Source organism: Exiguobacterium sp. s163 (genome assembly GCF_018617135.1).
Taxonomy (GTDB): domain Bacteria; phylum Bacillota; class Bacilli; order Exiguobacteriales; family Exiguobacteriaceae; genus Exiguobacterium; species Exiguobacterium profundum.
In genome coordinates this window covers 782,558-801,735 of record NZ_JACSJN010000001.1, presented here as the reverse complement: position 1 = coordinate 801,735, position 19,178 = coordinate 782,558, and the positions used below count along the sequence as shown (strand labels likewise).

The following is a 19,178-nucleotide window of genomic DNA, read 5'->3' as shown; positions in this document are numbered from 1 at the left end:
AACATTATCTTCAATTGTTAGATTTTGTATTAAAATGAAACAAGTAATGAAGGATGAGGAGTGAGAACATGGCGCGCAAAACGAGAAGTGACTGCACGGTCGGCACCTTTGAGAAGAAACACGGTCTGCCTCCAGGAACAATTCGAAACTCAGATGGAAGAGACACACGAAGCGATAAAAAAATCGGAACGATTCGCAAAGAATCTGAACGAAAATAATTGCATGATCGGATAAAGACGAACGGATTTGATGCGCGGTCTCTCACTGGTTTAGAGGACGCGCTTTTTGAAGTTATACATATGGAATCGAATTCGTGTTGTGGCATGAACAATACATTTTATGATTCAACAAAGGAGACGAAAAAATGGACCACTTGATTGATTTTAAACAAGAATTCACGATGCAGACGATGCTACATGAACTTCACGAGTTAATTGCAAAAGCGAATCGACTCAACCTCGACACAACAACGATTGAAGGGCTATACAAGGATTTAAACGTGTTAAACCTATTTTCTAACCGTCATATCGTCAGTGTTGCTGGCTTACAAAGTGCCGGCAAAACACTCGTTGTGAAACGAATGCTCGATTTACCGGACGACCTCTTGTTGTCAGAAGTCGGAGTTGGAGAAAAACGTCCTGTGCTTCTCTCATCTGACGCGAGCGCAACGACAATCACTTATCGATTGACCCGCGCAATCAAGACAGCGACGGGAAGTTTTGAATTGAAAGATGAATCGATCACAAAAGAACAACTCAATACCGGTATACAAAATCCAAGTAGCGATATGCTTTGGTTTGAAATCATTTTACCGAACAACCACGTGCTCGGTCATTTGACTCTTGCTTTATTACCGGGATTCGAACGGAGCGCTCGCTCGGATTCACAAAAATTCCTTGATATTTTCTTGAAATGCTCGACGGGGATGATTCTTGTCTTGAACCATGCTCGACTCGCCCAAATGGATCAAGAGATGTTATTGCAACAAGTTGCTTCGACGTATAAAGACAAAGCACCTGGGTTCGTCCTCACACATGCGAGCGAGTTGACAGAAGAGAAGAGAACGATGATTTCTCAAAACTTGTTCCAAAAGTTCAGTATGGCAGACGAGTCACAAATCATTTTAGCCGATACGGACATCGAAAATGTCCCACAAGAAATGGAACGATTGCTCAAGTCGAACAGTCAATTCACTCAAGATTCACTCCAACTCCATCACAAGAAACTCATGACGATTGGTGAAACGTTAGCGCGTGAACTCGTGAAACTGGAGCATGTATTGATTGCACAATCGGACCGAAAGAATGATCAACGTGAGTTGCGAATGATGCAACGATCGTTTGATGAGGCTCGAGATAAGTATATTAAAGAATTAGACGACACGTTAAAAGGACGTTTAGAAACCCATGTGCAACGTTGTATCGGTGAAGTCACGAAGAGTATTAAGCAAGAAAAGCATACGTTATGGGACAAGGCACGAGCTTCCTTCAAAAAAGATATGACGTTCAATGAACGACAAGAATTAATTGAGTCAATTCAAGCTGTCTACATGACTAAAAATCCGCAAGTATTGGACGTCATGATGATGGAGTCGATTGAAACGATGACACGGAAACGTCTTAGACTCTATAAGCCTCATATGTTTCAATCGAAACAGATTGAGCAGACGGCGTCGAAACCCGCTCTCAGTTTCATGGAACCGAAAGCGAATGAACTTGTTCCGAAGCAGCCTGAACTCGAGATTGCAGCGACGACCACAGACACGATGCAGGAAGCGTTTAGTGTAACGTTGACAGAGGTCGATCGTTATTTAGATCCGACTGTTCTTGATGTTTCACTCGGTGGTCAACACACCCAACAACTCCCGGTGATTGCTGGAACGATTGTACAACACCTTATCTTGACGAAAGGAAAAGAAGGTGATGTGAGTCTTGTCGCCGATGGGATTGAAGAATATGAGACACTCAAAGCCAAAATCGGTGACATGGAAGGGTTTCATCAAGAGTACTCGGGACTCGTGCTTGATGCCAATCGCATGGTGACGGGGACAGCCGTCTTCTTTGGTATCGATGCGCTTGACGGGAACTTCAACAGTTTTGGAGCCATTGTAGGAGCTCTTGAGGCGCTCGGAGTGGCAGCCGGAGTAGCAACAGGTGTTGCGGCAGTTGGGGTTAGTGGGGCGGTTGCGGCACTCGCCGTTAAACGAGGTTCGGAAAAGATTGAGAAATTCAAGTTCGAGCGTCATGACTATGCGAAACAAGTACTTCAAGCAACAGCTGATTATCAGCGGGAGTCCACACTCGCCCTCGTCAATAGTGTCATGGATGAAATGCGAGCCAAATTGATGCATGCGTACTACGCCCGTCGACAGGATGACGTAAATTTAGGTCTGTATGAAGAAGTAGAGGTACGCGTGAATCGATTGAAGAACGAGTGTGGCAAGCTCCGGGAAGAGGCGTTCCGCAATGCGGGAGCTATTTATTGAATTTGAAAAGAATCGGTACGAATGGGCGTTTGACGCCAAGCACGATTTCATGAGCCGATTTCAACTATATGATGCTGAAGGTGTGACACCGAATCAAGAGAAGGTCGTCCTATCGGTGTACGGCCCGACACAGGTCGGGAAAACGACACTCATCTTGAATTTACTCGGTGTGAAAGAAGAGGCGATTGACGAAATCTCGTCATTTTTGCGAGGGAAACGGGAAATTGGTCAATCTGCGACAGTGACTGTCACGAGTTACAGTGTGTCTGCGACAGAAGACTACGTGCTCACCTTGCCGAATCAAGAACCCGAAGTGATTCAGTCGACAGACATATTGGAAGAACGATTATCCGCACTTCGGATCGATGTCGAGGCGGGGCGAATCGATTCGCTCGCTCCTGTGCGGATTGCCTTGCCGAAGTCTTACTTTGAACAAGCAGACGTTGCCATCGAATTGCTTGACCTGCCAGGGATTGAGTCAGCGGAGGAACGTGAACTTCGTCACGTCGAACGTTGCGTCAATCATTGGATTCCTCGGTCGCATATCTGTCTCATCGTCAATGGGGCAGGTGACCTGACGTTCCTTCGAGATATCGGCATGACGCATTTGCAACATTGGTATGACTATCCGGATAACTTTTATGTCGTCTTGACTCGTGCGTATTCTCCAGAATCGGTCAAACGACGATTACGGGACAAATCCATTTCAAACGAGACAGACCTCCGCGCCTACTACCATCGTGAAATTGGTGACATCCTGGGTCGACCACCAGGAACAGTATATCCTGTCGAGATTGGTGCCAGTATGCATCGCCTTGAACCGGACGCGCGTGAGATAGCCCAGTCGATTTTGAATGAGTTACGAGCCCGGATTGAACAGACTGATTATCGGCACGTATCTTTTAGTTTTTTGACGGGATACTATGCAGAAGTGGTGCGTCAGAGTGATGAAGAGATTCGCCACATCACAGAAGATTTAGATGTAGCAGAACGCGAACTCGCAGGACTGAATAAGCGGATGGAAAAGCTAAAGGAAAAGATTGAAGACCAAGTTGGTGATTTTGGAAACCAAGCGATAGAGTTAGTTTCCAAAATAGATCATTTTAAAATGGTACACGAAGTGATTCATAATCGTGAATCAAAAGAAGTGTTGATTGATGTTGCATTGATACAAGCACAGCATACTAAATCGAGAACGGCGTTGAATGCTGCTTTTTCTCAAGCGATTTCGATGCTGGAAAAGTCATTGGATGAAGACGTAGAGATGATAAATCAATTGTTGAACACAATTTATTTTGAACTCGATTACGTCGATTCTACGCGGTTACAGGTAACACATCCGGGAGAAATTCAATTTTTTGCATGGGATGACTCGAAAGTAGATCGTTATTTCTCTCAAAAGAATTATGAGGCACAGATGGATTGGATGAAAAAATACCTCCTCGAGGAGACGATGAGACTAAGTAAGTTAGTTTACGACGAAGCGAAACACATCTACAAGCAATTACAGGATATATCCGAAACGTTTTCGAGTAATCGAGTGCGCTTGGATATTCGTTACACGCATGAGATGGATATGCTCAAGGTCGAATTGAATGAAGCTGAGCAAAGCGTGATTCAACTGCAAGAACGATTGACGAGTACGAAAGAACGTTGGGAAGAAGATTTGGTCCACGCACAACAATACCGAAGTTTCTTCATTGAGCACTTCGCGAAACGTCAGCAAGAGCTATTGCGACAAGCAACGTCTGACGATATTCAAGAACGTTACAGCGCTGGACTTTATTTATACACGCTCGGACGAGATGCCGAGGAGATTATACAAGCATTGGGGTGTCCGAATGGAAACGAAACAAGCCATGACAGCGGAAGACGCGCTTTATGAACAAGCGTTGTCGTCCCTACGACAATTAAATCAAGAGGTATTCTTAAACGACCTCGATACGAAGTTGAAACAAACCATCCTGATGATTCAACAAGAAGTGGATGACTTAAAAGCCAAACTTGAAGAGGATCAACTCTATCTATCTTCGAGCATTCAAAATTTGAAGCAGGTCGTTCATTCAGATAGCACGAGATCGGTTGAACGTGTCGAGGAGCTAGACGAACAGGTGCGGTCGTATTTCCGCGATTTCTATGGTCATTTCACGACAGAAATCGAGCAGATGAAAGATGCGTTGGCATCATCGGTTTCCTCGACTGAACAGCTGGTTGCGAGTCATATGAGCAATGCCGAGAGTCAGATGCAAGATTTACAAGTACAGCAAAAAACGACGATGGAATACGTCGATACACGATTTGAAAAGTTAGAACAGGTATACAACAACTGGCTACGTGCACTAAATGAAATGAAAGACGATTTTGCCAAACAGTCGACTGCTTTCCATGCTGCGAACGAGGCACAACGACTTCATTTTCAAACTGGGCAAGGAGAACTGTTGCGGCAAGTCGATGAACTGAATGCGACCATTCAAAAATTAGAACACCAACAAGATGAGTTACGTGAAGCCACGAAACAAGAGCTCCTCCAAGCCGTTGCCGACAGTAATGCGTCACGCATTGCGTGGGAACAAACGATTGCGGAAGAGATGAAAACGCGGGCTGAGAGTGATGTCGTGATGCGGCAACAATTACTTGATGACGTGAATGCCTCGACTGAAGCTATGATAATTCAGTTGAAAGAAGAGAATGAGGCACTCGCTAAGCAGAATGAAATCCGATTTAAGCAGAGTCGATGGATTTTAATTGGACTGGGCGTGTTAGGTGCATCTCAAATTGCCTTGCAGCTCATTTAAACAGCATGCAATCCACTACATGATCGATCATCGGACGGACTCAAACGAGTTCGTCTTTTGAATGTAGGCGAATTGTCACTTCCTGTCGAACGAAAGACCTAAAGAAGACATAATTAATTCCCCTTTTTTAGTAAAAAGAAACGGAATGTTTGTTACAATAAGGTTACACTAATGGTAGATAAAGGTATGGATTGAATTGTAACCCATCAAATGACTTACGATTTCCACGCTATTTAAATGTAGATGATCATACTCCCTACCTCATACGAAGGAGCTGTGTCCATTGAACGATGTTCTCTTTTACGTCTTATTGTTGCTGGCGCTTCCGACCCTCGGTTTTGTCTTGAATTCGATTGTCGTCTTGTCACGATTTGTGAAGCAACAAATCCGTCGCCGTTTCCCATTCACGGAGCAACTGTCATTCCGTTCGAAATAATATCATCTGTCTGTTCTTGACAGATTCCGCTAGATCCTCTCACCTCACGTACGACGAGGGGTTTTGCGCATTCATTTCGGCACATTCATTCCCATAAAATTTAAAAATCAGACATCGTCCACGCATCCCTTATGCTAAGGTTGAGGCGTAAGACTTCACTGATAATGGCAAAACTACGCGAAAGCTAGTGACGCAAAGCTACAGGGCCTGTAAAATGGCAGCCAGTTTCCAAAGGAGGTTCGTCTCGTGAAGAAATTCTTCGCAGGGATGTTGGTATTGTTGTTCGCACTGATTGTGGTGCGACCTGCCGCCGCAGATGCGGCGAGCGCGCGTGTCGATACACGGACGGGGAAAGTCGACGTGTACATTTCGAACCAGGACAAAGGGTCATTCAAGTTCGAGGTGCGACAAGGCAAGCAGGTCCGTACTTACGATGTCTATAAAGGGAAGAATCATTTCAACGTCAACTATGGGAACGGGGATTATACATTCACGCTTTACCAGTCATCGGACGGGGAACGCTATAAACGTGTCTACCGCCTTCAGAAAACGGTCCGCCTCGTCCATTCGACGGCGCCGTATCTCCACTCCACCCAAAATGTCTCCATCGATTCTGCGACGTCGCGTCTCGCCTCGTCGTTGTCACGTTCATCTTACTCCACTTCGACGCAAACGCTCGTGACGAGCCGTCACGTCAACCGACTCGTTGACTATGACGACAAGAAGATCATGAAGCTCTCATCGACTTATCTACCGAATAACGCCGACACGCTTCGGACGAAACGGGGGATCTGCTATGACTTCGCGTCCTTGAACGCCGCACTCCTTCGTGCCCAAGGCATCCCGACCCGTCTCGTGATGGGGACGGCGAAAGGGGTCGACGGGTATCATGCGTGGAACGAGGTGTTCGTGAACGGAAAGTGGCGCATCATCGATGTGACGCGTGACGTGACCGAGCGACGGACGACGACGTACCGTAGCGCCTCTGACTATCGTGCCACGCTCTATGATTGAACGACGACCAAGGTCCCTTCCAGAGAAGGCGGCCTTTTTTTGGTATGTTCTTTGAGGCGAATCTCCTTGTTCCACGTTTGTGATGTCTGCAAACAAAGACACAGGAGGAAACGCACATGAAACGATGGTTATCCATGGTCTTGACCATGTTGCTCGTCGTGCAGCCGTTCGCCGTCTCGCGAATGGCGTATGCGGAAGGGGACCCGGTCATCACGGACCCGCAGCCACCGGACAATCCGGTCATGACGATCACCGACAACATTTTGGACGCGTACACGATTCGGACGACCACGACGGAAAACGTCGAGGTGAGTACGGTCACGACCGATTCGATCGTCGAGATCAACTACGATTGGTCGATCCCGAACGGGCACAGCTACACGGACGGGTCGACGTTCACGTTCCAAATGCCGAGTGAGTTGAAGGTGTACGAGGCGTTCACGAACGCACCGCTGAACTTCAACGGTCAGTCGATGGGGACGTACTCGCTCGCCCTTGACGGGACAGCGACGATGACGTTCAACGACAACGTCTACAAGTACTCGAACATCCAAGGGACGATTCAAGCCCTGACACAAGTGAAAGAAACGACCGAGATCTCAGAAGAGCGGACGGTCACGATCACCCCGATCGAGAACCAGCTCTCGCACATGTTATCGGTCGGATTGAAAAATTCAGGGAAAGACATCACGAAAGCTGGTGTCGCCGACCGACCGTACAACCCAAGTTCCATCGAGTGGACGGTCGAGTTGAACAAAGGGCTGAAACAGATTGAGAATGCCCGCTGGACGGACGTGATCCCTGCAGGTCTGTCGTATCGCGCCGACAGTATGGAAGTGACCCGGCTCGTCATGGCGATGAACGGGAATGTCCTCCGTGAAGAACCGGTGACAGGTCTCACCGTCGATACGACGGATGGTCTCGCCATCGACTTCGGGACGATCCAAAGCGCGTATCGCCTCACGTTTATCACGGATATCATCGATGAAGAGGTGGCGACGTTCAACAACGTCACGAACCTCGAGGGGGCGTCCTTCGATAAAGCAACGGCCTCAGCGACGGTCGCTGCCGGGCGGGGGACGGAGCTCGAGAAACGGACGCCGAAGTATGATGATGTCACCCAGACGATTGAATGGGTGTCGGACATCAACTTCCGGCAACGGAATTTGAGTTCGCTCACGGTGAAGGACTTGTTCACCGAGACGCATGAACTAGATGGGCTCACGCTATTTGAAGTGACACTCGATGCCAACGGGAACATCGCGAATCGAGTTGAGGTTCCTGTGACACCATTGAAAATCACAGACACGGGGCTCGAAGGGTTCACCTTCGACCTTCCGAAGAACGGGACGGCGTATCAGTTGGAGTATACGACCCGTGCGAAAAATCGCGTCGTCTCCTCGGGCAGCGTGACGAACACGATCGAAGTAAACGGCTGGAAGAAGTCGGCGACCCGGTCAATCGGACAAGCCGTCTTGCGAAAGACGCACAAGACGCCCGACTATGCGGCGGAAACGATTGAATGGACGCTCGAGTTGAACCGGGACAAACGGGTGATGAACAATGTCAAAATCACGGACACGTTCCCGAACGAGGGCTTGACGCTCATCGAGGACTCGCTGACAATCGACGGGTTGACGAAAGGGACGGACTACACGGTCACGCCTGATGCGAACGGCTTCACCATTGACTTCAACGTACAATTGACCGACACACATAAGATCACGTATAAAACGGCGTTCGATTACCGCGAGCGTCTGGACGCGAACAAGACGAGCTTCGTCAACGCGGCGACCGTCGACTGGGTCGACGAATCATCGAACGGACGCACGGTGACGACGACGGATTCCGTCGAGCCGGCATCGAACACGCGCAACAACGGATTCAAAGGTGGCACGTATAACGCCGTCACGAAGGACATCACTTGGAAAATCGGGATCAACTACCACGAGTATGCGACGACGAACCTGACCGTCACCGACACGTGGGAAGGAACACAAGTACCGGACAAGGATTCCTTCACTGTCGCAAAGATGACACGAAATATCGGCGCGAACGCCTACTCGGTCGACGCGACACCGATTCCATCGTCCGCGTATAACGTCGTGTGGAGCGACACGGGCTTCGTCTTGACGTTCAACGAGCCGACGGATGACGCGTTCGTCATCACGTACGACACGAACATCGACGATACGAAAATCGCACCATCGTATAAAAACACGGCCGTCGTCACAGACGGGGCGACCGAGCTTGGCAACTTGCCGGCGACGGTGACGGTCCGTCATGGTGGCGAATACAACGAGAAGCGAGGCACCCAGCAAGGGAAGCTCATCGCCTGGACGATTGACATCAACTTCGGACAATCGTCGTTGCAAAACGTCAAACTCCGTGACGTCCCATCGAACAATCAGGACATCCTGCTTGATTCGTTGAGCGTCTATGAGACGACGGTCGCCGCAAACGGTACGGTCGCGAAGGCAGGGAAATTGTCGACGGATGCGTACACGGTCCGAGCGATCCAAGAGATGGGGGAGTTCGAACTTACGTTCAACAACCCGATCGATCGCCCATACATCTTAGAATATGACTCGTATATCCTGGCCGCGGTCGGGACGGACATCACGAACGACGTCTATCTGACGGCGGACGAGGTCTCTGAGAACACGACGACGAAACAATCGAAGGTCAGAGTCGCCCGCACGTCCGGAATGGGGACGGCGAGTGGAGAGCTCGGTGAATTGACGATCACGAAGACGGATGAGTTGAGTGAGAAGAACTTGAGTGGGGCCTCGTTCGACTTGATCGATACGGGTAGTGGTCGTACCGTCCGTCGTGGCACGACAGGAAACGATGGGACCTTGACGTTCGGTCGCCTCCTTTACGGGGACTATCGTCTAGTCGAGACGAAAGCACCGGACGGCTACTTGATATCGACGGCGTCTCGGAACATCACCATCGCGAAAGTGAAGGAAGCGACGACGGTCAAAAACAACACGATCCGTCAAGACGTCGAATTGACGAAGACGTCGACTTCCGGCAAGGTGCTCGAAGGAGCAGAGTTCACGTTATATGACGCTTCGGACAATATCGTTCGCCAAGGGCTCGTGACGGACAAGGACGGCAGGATCACCGTTACCGACCTCGAGCCGGGCATGTATGCCTTCGTCGAGACGAAGGCGCCGACGGGTCATCTCCTCGATGCGAAGAAGCATGGCTTCTCCATCGTGAAAGACCAACTGACGACAACAACAGTCGGTGTACAGAACCAGCCGTTCAAGTCGATCGAATTGACGAAAGTCGATTGGAAGACGGGCTTGGCACTCCCAGGTGCCGTCTTTGACTTGAAAGATATGAACGGGAACACGCTCCGCACGGGACTCTCGGCCGATGCATTCGGTGTCCTATTGATCGAGGACCTCGACCTCGGTACGTACCAACTCGTCGAGACGAAAGCGCCGGACGGGTACGTGTTGCCCGAGAAAGCGTACACGTTCACGGTGACGCTCGAGAGTGACGCTGTTCAAAAAGACAACGTCAAAAATGAGACGATGAAGCGCGTGAAGCTGACGAAAGTCGACAAAGACACGAACGTCGCCCTTCAAGGCGCCGTATTCACGTTATACAACAGCAAGAACGAAGTCGTCCGTGACAACGTGACGACGGGAGCGGATGGGACGGTCGTCGTCGACCGATTGGACATCGGCACGTACACGTTTGTCGAGAAGACCGCACCGACCGGCTACATCTTAGACAAGACGCCACATGCGTTCACGGTCAAGTACGGGCAAGACGTCGATGAACAGATCACCATCACGAACGAACAACAAAAGTCGGTCCGTCTTATCAAGACGGACGTGATCACCGGCTCACGTCTCGCCGATGCGACGTTCTCGCTCTATCAAAAAGGTGGAACGCTCGTCCAGGCAGGATTGAAGACGGATGCGAACGGGGAGATCCGGGTCGACCGATTGAACCCGGGTGATTATTACTTCCAAGAAACGAATGCACCGTCGGGTTACATGCTCGACATGACGGCACGTCCGTTCACGCTCGTACGCGGGACGAACGACGTCACAGAAGTCCGTGCCACAAACGACTCGTATAAAGCGGTACGGATGACGAAAGTCGACTCGGAAACAGGCAATCGTCTAGCGGGTGCGACGTTTAAACTCGTCAACACGTTCGGAACGACGATCCGTGAGGGGCTCGTGACGGACGCGAAGGGTGAGATTTATGTCAGCGGTCTCACACCGGGAAGCTATGCGTTCCTTGAAACGAAAGCACCGGACGGGTACTTGCTTGATTCGAAAGAACACACGTTCAGCGTGGCATCTCATCAAGCAGCACCGACGACACTGACCGTCACGAACGAACAGAAAAAGTCAGTCCGACTCACGAAGACGGATGTCACGACTGGCGATGTGCTTCCGGGCGCGACGTTTGACTTGATTGATGCGTCGGGTGACGTCGTCCGTGAAGGACTTGTCACAGATGCGTCTGGAGAGATCTTCGTTCGCGACCTCGAACCGGGCGACTACGCGTTCGTCGAGACGAAGGCGCCAGCAGGCTACATCTTAGATACGACAAAACACGAGTTCACGCTCACACGTGGGACGAATGAAGTCCTTGCGGTCGATGTGACGAACGACCCGTACAAAACAGTCCGTCTCGTCAAGACAGACAGTGAGTCTGGTGATGTGCTTTCAGGTGCGACGTTCAAGCTGTTGAATGGGGAAGGCGAACTTGTGAAAGAGGACCTCGTCACGAATGAAGACGGAGAGATTGTCGTCGAGGGGCTCGTCCCAGGGGACTATCAATTCGTCGAGACGAAGGCACCGAAGGGGTACTTCTTAGATGAGACACCGCATCCGTTCACGTTTGAACGGGGTGACGTCGAGAAGACGGTCACGGTCGAAAACGACCGCATCAAGACACTCCTCGTCAAGAAGGTCGACGAGGAGACGGGCGAACCACTCGAAGGGGCCACGTTCACATTGACCGATTCAGCGGGTGAGGTGATCACCTTCACGACGGATGCGTCGGGCGAAGCACGCGTGGCCGGTTTGAAACTCGGTACGTATACGCTCGTGGAGACCGAGGCGCCGTTCGGCTATGAGTTGGACGAGACGCCACGGACAATTCGATTCGAGCGTGGTGGAGCGAACGAGCAGCAGATCACCGTGGAGAACATGGCAACGTATTTCGAATTTGAAGAGCCTCAGATTCCAGGGGGGAGCGGAGACAGCGGAAATGGTGACGCGGACTCTGACTCGACTGTTGGGTCAGAGGGCAGTAAGAAACCGACCTTGACGGAACGCCTCCCATTCTTAGGTGGCGAATCGTCGAACAGTTGGTGGATCGGCTTGGTGCTTCTCGCCATCGGGATTGGGTTCCTGTGGACGACAAGACGGAAGGCGGCATAAAAATTGGAGTCCAGTTTCAACTGGGCTCCAATTTTTCGTGCTTTTCGAAATTACACTATTTTTTTAACGACAGATTTTTATGAAACAGTTTCAGTCAGAGATAGACCTCCATAGACTTAACTCGATTCAAATTTTCAATGACATTTGCGATTGGGAAATTTTCTAATATTACGGTCGGCGCTTCTCCGTTAGCCAGTTTGTATAAATGATTAACTTTGACGACGAAATAATCTTGTGTATATATAGCCATTTCTTTTAATTCATTTCTTGTAATTGAATAAAAGCCTGCATCAGTAAAGCTGGTTTTTACTTCAAGTCTGATTGTTCTATCTTTTGTTATTATTCGAATGTCGTGACCTAATGATGAATCTAAAAAATCATCCACATTATCCTTATATTCAATATTGTCCCATTCGATATAAATATCCTGATTTAAATTCGAAACTCCTAGTTTTGAGAATAACTCCTCTTTACGATCACATAATAATTTATAAATATATTCCTCACCCATTAATCCTAATAATTTTTGATTTTGTTTACTTAATGGTGATGAACTTGTATTGGAACGGTTTATCTTCTTGCTAATTACTTTACTACCATCAGTTTCATTTTTCTCTCTTGCGAATAATGATACTTCAGCAGGAATCTTAAAATCTATATTCCTCAAATTTTTAAACAACTCTTGAACGAGAGTCTCTAAATCAGTTGTTTTAGTCTCGAATGAACTATTTTCTTCTTTAATAACGGATACGACATTTTGATTATTTCCTAAATAATGTCCACCGCAATTATTTTTTATAGCTTCTATCAAGGTCTCTTCTTCAATCAATTTTGATCCTAGTTTTGTTCGTGATAGGCGCTCGTTTAAATTCCAGTGTCTAAACATTTCATATCCATTATGGAAAATTTCATCTGGAACAGAAGGTAAGATATTGTTGAGTTTTTTTCGTTTGTACGTTAAGCGCAATTTATTCTCTAGTACAAAGACGTTTTCGAATTCTACAATCAAGCTAAATTCTGAATCATTCCAATTTCTTTCTCCGACTTTAGGGTCAATATATTTGGCACTGAGAACACCTATTGAATCGACAACTTCGTATCCCTCATTATCACGTGTTATAAAGCAGACATAATCATCAATAGACATTGATGTAAAATTCTTTTCATTTAGTTTTCCTAAACGAAATGCCCAGTAACTCACATTTAAAGGACTTCCATCAAATGTGACTCTATTTAAAATGGCATCGCTGTAATTTTTATGAGAATCTTTGTTCCTAACAGGTAGATACCAAATTTTTTCCCCGCTTAAATTTATTACGTTAATAAGGTGTTCTATTTTCTTGTCCATAAATCATCCTCCATTCATCTTAATCGTGTCACGATTATTGTGATACGATTTATGATCTTAACTTAACATACGTTTCAAATCGTTGCAATGAAAAAATGTTACGATTTTTAAAAAAGATGACCTCGAATAGATTCGAGGTCATCTGATAACGTTAGAAGATTGAAATAATTTTGCGTTGATTTAAATCGGCACACTGATCTGTCTCGTCTCTTTATTCGAGAGCGTGTACGTCACGATATAGTTCGAACCGGATACTTTCACACTCGCCGACCGGATCGTCGTCTTCGACTGGTCGAGTCGGATGAGCGTAAGGTAGCGCACGTCTTTCCCGGTGTTATACGAGATGACTTGCGGACGCGGCTTCCATTCGTAATCCTCGACGGCGACGAAACTCGTGCTGTTGCGCATCGATGAATTTTTCAGGTTGAGCTGCATGAGTTGGATCGTCCGGCCGTTCGAGTCGCCATAGACGACGTTCTGGGTCGCCATCGAACTTTGGAGCAGTTTCAGACCTTCCGCCAGATGGAATCGCTGCACGAACTTCTCCTGTGTCGGAGAGCTGATCCGGTCGTAGACGACGAGCGTCTGCTCCTTGTCATAGACGAGCGTCCGGCGATGCGTCGCTCCTTTGCCGATGAGCTTGCTTTCGCCCATCGCAAGAAGGGACGGACCGAGGTTTTTGACGGTGACGATTTTACTCTTTTCGCGCATCGATGCGCTCAAGTCGAGATTCGCCCCGTCCCGATGGACCGTATTGTGGGCATCGACCCCGAAGACGCGCTGACGTTCCGGACGGTTCGTGTAGCCGTAGCGACCCGTCTCGATGATGAAGTCCCGACCGAGCCCGTATAAGTCGATGCTCAAATCGTCGGCGTGCTTGTGGGCGCTACTGTGATAGCCTGCCGTCATCATCACTTGCGTCGCCTGGTTGAAGGCACGCGGTGGGGCGGACCAATATTCACGCATGAAGCTATACTGCGTGCTGATCTTCTTCACCGTGAGCGGTGGGCGTGATCCTTCCTTCCCTCCGGAGACCGCATAGGCGAGCTGTGGGAAGTCGTCGATATGCGGGATGATTGACGTCGTGCGCCGAGCCCCGGACGTGTCCCCGAAAATCGGGAGCGTCCCGTTCGGCTTTACCATATACGTCAGCTGTTTCGGCATGTACTCGACACGATTCATGCTGGACGGGAGCGTGAAGCGGTTCTCGTCCGCCCAGATGACGAAACGGTCGAGCACGTGATACATGTACGCCTGATAGCCCGGTGAATGCTCCAGATGGACGGCGTCCGACGTGATGCTGTGGCGAATCTGTTTATCGAGCCGGCTGTCGGCAATGGTTTTCCAATTCGCGCTTTGGTCAAACTGTGGGAACGTCTGCGCGATCGCCGTGAGCGCCATGTCTTGGAACACCCCGTGGTTATGTTCGTACTTATAAAAACTCGATGTCGCGAGCAACGTGCCGTGCTCATGGAGCGTCCGCAGCATCAGACCTGTGAATGCCGTGTCTTTGTAAAGGGACGACGACTTATACACGTCCCAGAAGTTCAACAAGTGGAACGTCCGGACCGATGTGCCGTGGTCATTATATGGCCAGCGGTATTGTTTGTAGTTGGCGACGGGGTGGGCTTTTGTCCAACTTTTCACGACGCGCATCCCGTATTTCAAATACGCAGTGTCGTTTGTCGCATTGTAGGCTTGTGTCAATTGGTTCAACACCGTCAAATAGTGGATCTGGAACGGATACGAGTTGCTTGAAGAGCTTGGAATGCTCCGATGCCAATCGAACGTGTCGATGTTTGGGACCGACAGACGATACGGTGTGGACGGGACGTACCAATTCCCCTTAAGGGCCCGGTTCGCGTAGTCGATTGCCTTCGCTTCGCTGAGACGCTCGTATTCATAAGGGACATGCGGTGCCATTTGTCGCATGTATTCGTGCGCCAGTCGTGCTGTCCCGCTCGATGTCAGGTTCGAACGGGTGATGGGATCGGCGAGTAAAAGCTTCGCCTGACTCTTTTTTATGTAGACCTTTTTCCCACCGCTCAGGGCGATGTAGTACCAACCGGACGTACTGATCGCCGCATAGCGTTTCGTCGTCGAATAGGTCGCCACTTTCGTCAACTTCCCGCTTTTCATCTCATAGACGATGGCGTTCGGGACAGAGCGGATGTGGAAAGGGTTCGTCGCAGCTTGAGCGGAGTCGGTCGGGGTGACAGATCCCCACGCACCGATCAAGACGAGGACGAGTAAGATTCGTTTCATAGATACACCTCAAAAAATAGATTTACTTCTTTTTCAAAGTATACCATGAGGCGAGGTTATTTCCTTAATTTTCTATATTTTTAATTTCAAATAGGAAATGTATTCGACCTGTCAAAATAAAAGACTACCGAGACGGCAATTGGATTGAAGTGAAAAAGTGACTCGGTGAGGACAGTCTAAAGCGTACAGATTGTGAAGGGGGGAAATACATTGAAACATGTTAGCTTGTTCCTGCTACTTTTCTTTATCAAAATTAAGCGAGAATACGCCCACTTCTAAACGTTAAGGACAGGGCTTACGTGAAAGTGGGAGATGAATCGCCAGCCTCTCCTTCGGGTATAATATCTTCAGAGGGGGTGGACGTCATGTTGAAGCACAAGGGCTATAAGTTCCGGATCTACCCGACGAAGGAACAGGAAATCCTGATCGCCAAGACGATCGGCTGTTCCCGGTTCGTGTTCAACCATTTCCTGGCTTCATGGGACGCGGCCCATGAAGCGACCGGCAAGGGACTGTCGTATGATGCCTGCTCGAAAGAACTTCCCATGCTCAAGCAAGAATTCAGTTGGTTGACGGAAGTGGACAGCACGGCCGTCCAGAACAGTGTCAAACACCTGGCCGACGCGTATAAGAAGTTCTTCAAGAAAAAGGGGAATCATCCCCGTTTCAAGTCGAAGCGTAATCCCGTCCAATCTTATACGGCGAACATCCAAGGTAAGTCCCAGCTCCCCGAGGTCTCGATCGTCGGGAATCAACTCAAACTCCCCAAGCTGAAATGGGTGCGGTTCGCCAACTCGAGACAGGTCGGGGGACGCATCCTAAACGCCACGATCCGATGCACGGCTTCGGGTAAATATTTCGTCTCTCTTCTCGTAGAGCAGGAGATCAGTGAGCTGCCGAAGACCGGTTCATCGGTCGGCGTCGACGTCGGGCTGAAGAACTTCGCCGTTCTATCGGACGGCACATTGTACAAGAACGACCGTTACTTCCGTACACTCGAGAAGAAGCTGGTAAGGGAGCAGCGCAAGCTGTCCCGTCGTCAGCGCATCGCCCTGAACAAGAAGGTGAGACTTTCCGAGGCGAAGAACTACCAGAAGCAGAAGCGGAAAGTCGCCCGCATCCACGAGAAGATCGCCAACAGACGCACCGACTTCCTGCACAAGGTGTCGACCGAGATCGTCAAAAACCACGACGTCATCGGCATCGAGACCCTGCAGGTGAAGGACATGCGGAAGGACCGCAAGTTGAGCAAGTCGATCTCCGAAGTGAGCTGGTCGGAGTTCCATCGCATGCTCAAGTACAAGGCTGGTTGGTACGGGAAGACCGTCGTGAAGGTCGGGAAGACCTTCGCCTCGAGCCAATTGTGTTCGGGTTGCGGCCATCGACACACAGACGTGAAACATCTCGCATTGCGTGAATGGACATGCCCGGCTTGCGGGGTCCACCACGACCGTGATGTGAACGCAGGATTGAACCTCAAACAAGAAGCCGAGCGAATGTTGGCTTCTTCAACCGTCGGGACGACGGGGCTAGCCTGATCAGGTTCCGACTGTCAGGTCGGATAACTCAGGAATCCCCCACCTCCAAGCGAAGCGTAGGTGGGGGTAGTTCAATACCGCGATGTTTATTTACGTCGTATCTCTGACCGCGCCGCAACTTCTCGTGCCAATCGTGTATCTTGCGATTGCCGCATTAATTGGAATCATCGGATATCTATTGAAGGTATATGTGATGAAAAGATGATCAAAAATCCGGTCGCTCGTGGACCGGATTTTTTATGTTCCTGTGTTCATTCCAACGTCAATCGTTCCACCGCATCCCGCAGATGGTCCTCGCGCACGCGGATGTAGCGCCGGGTCGTCTTTGGCTCGCTATGACCGAGCAACTCGGACAACGTCGTCTCCTTGACGCCCATATCATAGAGATGTGACGTGAAGGCGTGCCGGAGCGTATGCGACGTGACGGATGTACCGAGCACGTCCTCGGCGGCGCGTTTCAGGTGACGGTTGATCGTTGTCTTGCAGATGAGATCACCGCGGGCACTCGGGAAGACGTATGGCGAATCGATGCATCGGCGCTCTTCTTCCAGATACGTCGTCATCATCGCATGCGTCGCATCGTTCAGTGGGACCTTGCGCGGTTTCCCTGTCTTTGATTCGTGGATGTACAAAAGACGCGCGTTTAAATCGATCGCATCGAGTGTCAGCTGTCTCACCTCGTTGATGCGCATCCCTGTATGCAACTGGAGCGTCAAAAAGGTTCGATACAACGGGACGTCGATCGCATCGATGACTCGGTGTAGGGCGCTTGGCGTAGGGACGTCCGAAGGTGGACGTTCGGTCACTTTCACGCGAAGGTGATGAAACGGATTGTGCGTGACGAGTTGCTCGGTGATCGCCCAGTCATACAAGCCGCGGAGTGCGCTCAAGTAATTGTTGATGGTCACCGGTTGGCATCCTTCCGAGCGGAGGGCATTGATATACGGCATGACGTCCTGTCTCGTCTTGAAGTCGTCGAGAGTTCCGTTCTGTCCCATGAGTTTTTGGAAGCGGGCGAACTTATAGGTTGCCTGGCTAACCGTGTTGTCCGATTTTCCGGTCATGCGTAAAAAGTGGACGTGCTGGTCGACAGCGTCTTTCATGTGTAGGGTCATCTTCATTCTCCTCTTACTTGTCGTCCTCACGGAGCATCCGCTGGAGTTCGGCCTTGTATGCGCGGAGGCGGCTCGGGGAGTACCCGAGCGATGCTTCAGTTCCGTGAAGCATATGGCAGAGTAAGGTGAAATGACGATTTGGTAAAGTGGAACGCTTGTCGTCTAGCCAGAGGGACAGCGGCACCTCACTCTTGTCGATTTGCTCGGGGAGGCACTCACTCGTCACCTCGTGTTGGAGTGTCTTCGCCTGTTTGGCACGCTCGTTCAAGATGGCCCCACGGATGCGGATGAAACAGTAGGTTTTCCCTAGCGTCTTACCGTCTTGGATGGCTCGCCATAGGGCGATTCGTGCCGTCTGGGCGGCATCGTCGACTTCGTTCGGATGAAGATGGAGTTGGCGGATGACGTAATAGATCATCGGTTCCCACTCTTTGATTTGTTCGTTTGCGTCTGGCATGAAGGGCTGCTTTCCCGCGCGCGTCTCAAGTTTCCTAGGTGGTTACAGCATAATGGTTGTTATAGAGAATCCCTGCTTTTGATCCGTAAGGCTTGGCGCAAATGAGATACAGCATTTCGAGGCTACATCCGATTTGATTTGACGAAACGACACGGTTGGCGAGGTGCGAAAACCGCATAACAACCATTATAGGAGGATGAAAGGTGAAGGGTTCTTCAGATTGTCGAGTCTTGTCGATAGATTTCGGACGACCTTATCAAAAAATATGTAGGCTAAATGAGGAGGGTGGTGATATATTAAAT

Annotated in this window: 13 protein-coding genes and 1 riboswitch; of the genes, 9 read left to right on the top strand and 4 right to left on the bottom strand. The window is 49.6% G+C overall.

The features are described from left to right. The first annotated feature begins 68 nt into the window (after positions 1-68). The 7 genes from KNO71_RS04130 to KNO71_RS04100 all read left to right on the top strand — a co-directional run bounded on the left by KNO71_RS04130 (position 69) and on the right by KNO71_RS04100 (position 12,153). Complete coding sequence (locus KNO71_RS04130; RefSeq protein WP_168169863.1) at positions 69-218, top strand: hypothetical protein; 150 nt, start codon at positions 69-71, stop codon at positions 216-218. Between the two features lie 146 nt (positions 219-364). Next, positions 365-2,485 (top strand): hypothetical protein, encoded by a 2,121-nt coding sequence (locus tag KNO71_RS04125; RefSeq protein WP_214687375.1) that lies wholly within the window; start codon positions 365-367, stop codon positions 2,483-2,485. Then, the gene (locus KNO71_RS04120) at positions 2,466-4,370 is read left to right on the top strand and encodes a hypothetical protein (RefSeq protein ID WP_214687374.1); all 1,905 of its coding nucleotides are present in this window, start codon (positions 2,466-2,468) and stop codon (positions 4,368-4,370) included. The genes KNO71_RS04125 and KNO71_RS04120 overlap by 20 nt, the downstream gene beginning before the upstream one ends. Then, positions 4,327-5,280: a hypothetical protein gene (locus tag KNO71_RS04115; protein WP_214687373.1), complete on the top strand. Its 954-nt coding sequence runs from the start codon at positions 4,327-4,329 to the stop codon at positions 5,278-5,280. The genes KNO71_RS04120 and KNO71_RS04115 overlap by 44 nt, the downstream gene beginning before the upstream one ends. 283 nt (positions 5,281-5,563) lie before the next feature. Then, entirely contained in the window at positions 5,564-5,716 is a 153-nt protein-coding gene (locus tag KNO71_RS04110) for a hypothetical protein (RefSeq protein ID WP_160300231.1), read from the top strand. A 156-nt stretch (positions 5,717-5,872) separates the two neighbouring features. Continuing rightward, positions 5,873-5,949, top strand: a riboswitch (cyclic di-GMP riboswitch). 13 nt (positions 5,950-5,962) lie between these two features. After that, positions 5,963-6,730 (top strand): transglutaminase-like domain-containing protein, encoded by a 768-nt coding sequence (locus KNO71_RS04105; RefSeq protein WP_214687372.1) that lies wholly within the window; start codon positions 5,963-5,965, stop codon positions 6,728-6,730. Between the two features lie 116 nt (positions 6,731-6,846). Then, positions 6,847-12,153 (top strand): SpaA isopeptide-forming pilin-related protein, encoded by a 5,307-nt coding sequence (locus KNO71_RS04100; RefSeq protein WP_214687371.1) that lies wholly within the window; start codon positions 6,847-6,849, stop codon positions 12,151-12,153. Positions 12,154-12,247: 94 nt separating this feature from the next. On the opposite strand, the gene KNO71_RS04095 is transcribed toward KNO71_RS04100, so the two are convergent. Both KNO71_RS04095 and KNO71_RS04090 read right to left on the bottom strand, forming a co-directional pair. Continuing rightward, the gene (locus tag KNO71_RS04095; RefSeq protein WP_214687370.1) at positions 12,248-13,501 is read right to left on the bottom strand and encodes a protein NO VEIN domain-containing protein; all 1,254 of its coding nucleotides are present in this window, start codon (positions 13,499-13,501) and stop codon (positions 12,248-12,250) included. Positions 13,502-13,681: 180 nt separating this feature from the next. Continuing rightward, positions 13,682-15,766, bottom strand: a complete 2,085-nt coding sequence (locus KNO71_RS04090) for a heparinase II/III domain-containing protein (RefSeq protein WP_214687368.1) — start codon at positions 15,764-15,766, stop codon at positions 13,682-13,684. Between the two features lie 365 nt (positions 15,767-16,131). Between KNO71_RS04090 and tnpB the strand changes: the two genes are divergently transcribed. Both tnpB and KNO71_RS17750 read left to right on the top strand, forming a co-directional pair. Beyond that, entirely contained in the window at positions 16,132-17,304 is a 1,173-nt protein-coding gene (gene tnpB / locus KNO71_RS04085; RefSeq protein WP_214687366.1) for an IS200/IS605 family element RNA-guided endonuclease TnpB, read from the top strand. An 82-nt stretch (positions 17,305-17,386) separates the two neighbouring features. After that, positions 17,387-17,509, top strand: a complete 123-nt coding sequence (locus tag KNO71_RS17750) for a hypothetical protein (protein ID WP_256439553.1) — start codon at positions 17,387-17,389, stop codon at positions 17,507-17,509. Positions 17,510-17,555: 46 nt separating this feature from the next. Here the strand turns inward: KNO71_RS17750 and KNO71_RS04080 are convergent, their stop codons facing one another. Both KNO71_RS04080 and KNO71_RS04075 read right to left on the bottom strand, forming a co-directional pair. Continuing rightward, positions 17,556-18,419: a tyrosine-type recombinase/integrase gene (locus KNO71_RS04080; RefSeq protein WP_214687365.1), complete on the bottom strand. Its 864-nt coding sequence runs from the start codon at positions 18,417-18,419 to the stop codon at positions 17,556-17,558. 13 nt (positions 18,420-18,432) lie between these two features. After that, a complete protein-coding gene (locus KNO71_RS04075; RefSeq protein WP_214687364.1) occupies positions 18,433-18,876 on the bottom strand; it encodes a sigma factor in 444 nt (147 codons plus the stop codon). Between the last annotated feature and the right edge of the window lie 302 nt (positions 18,877-19,178).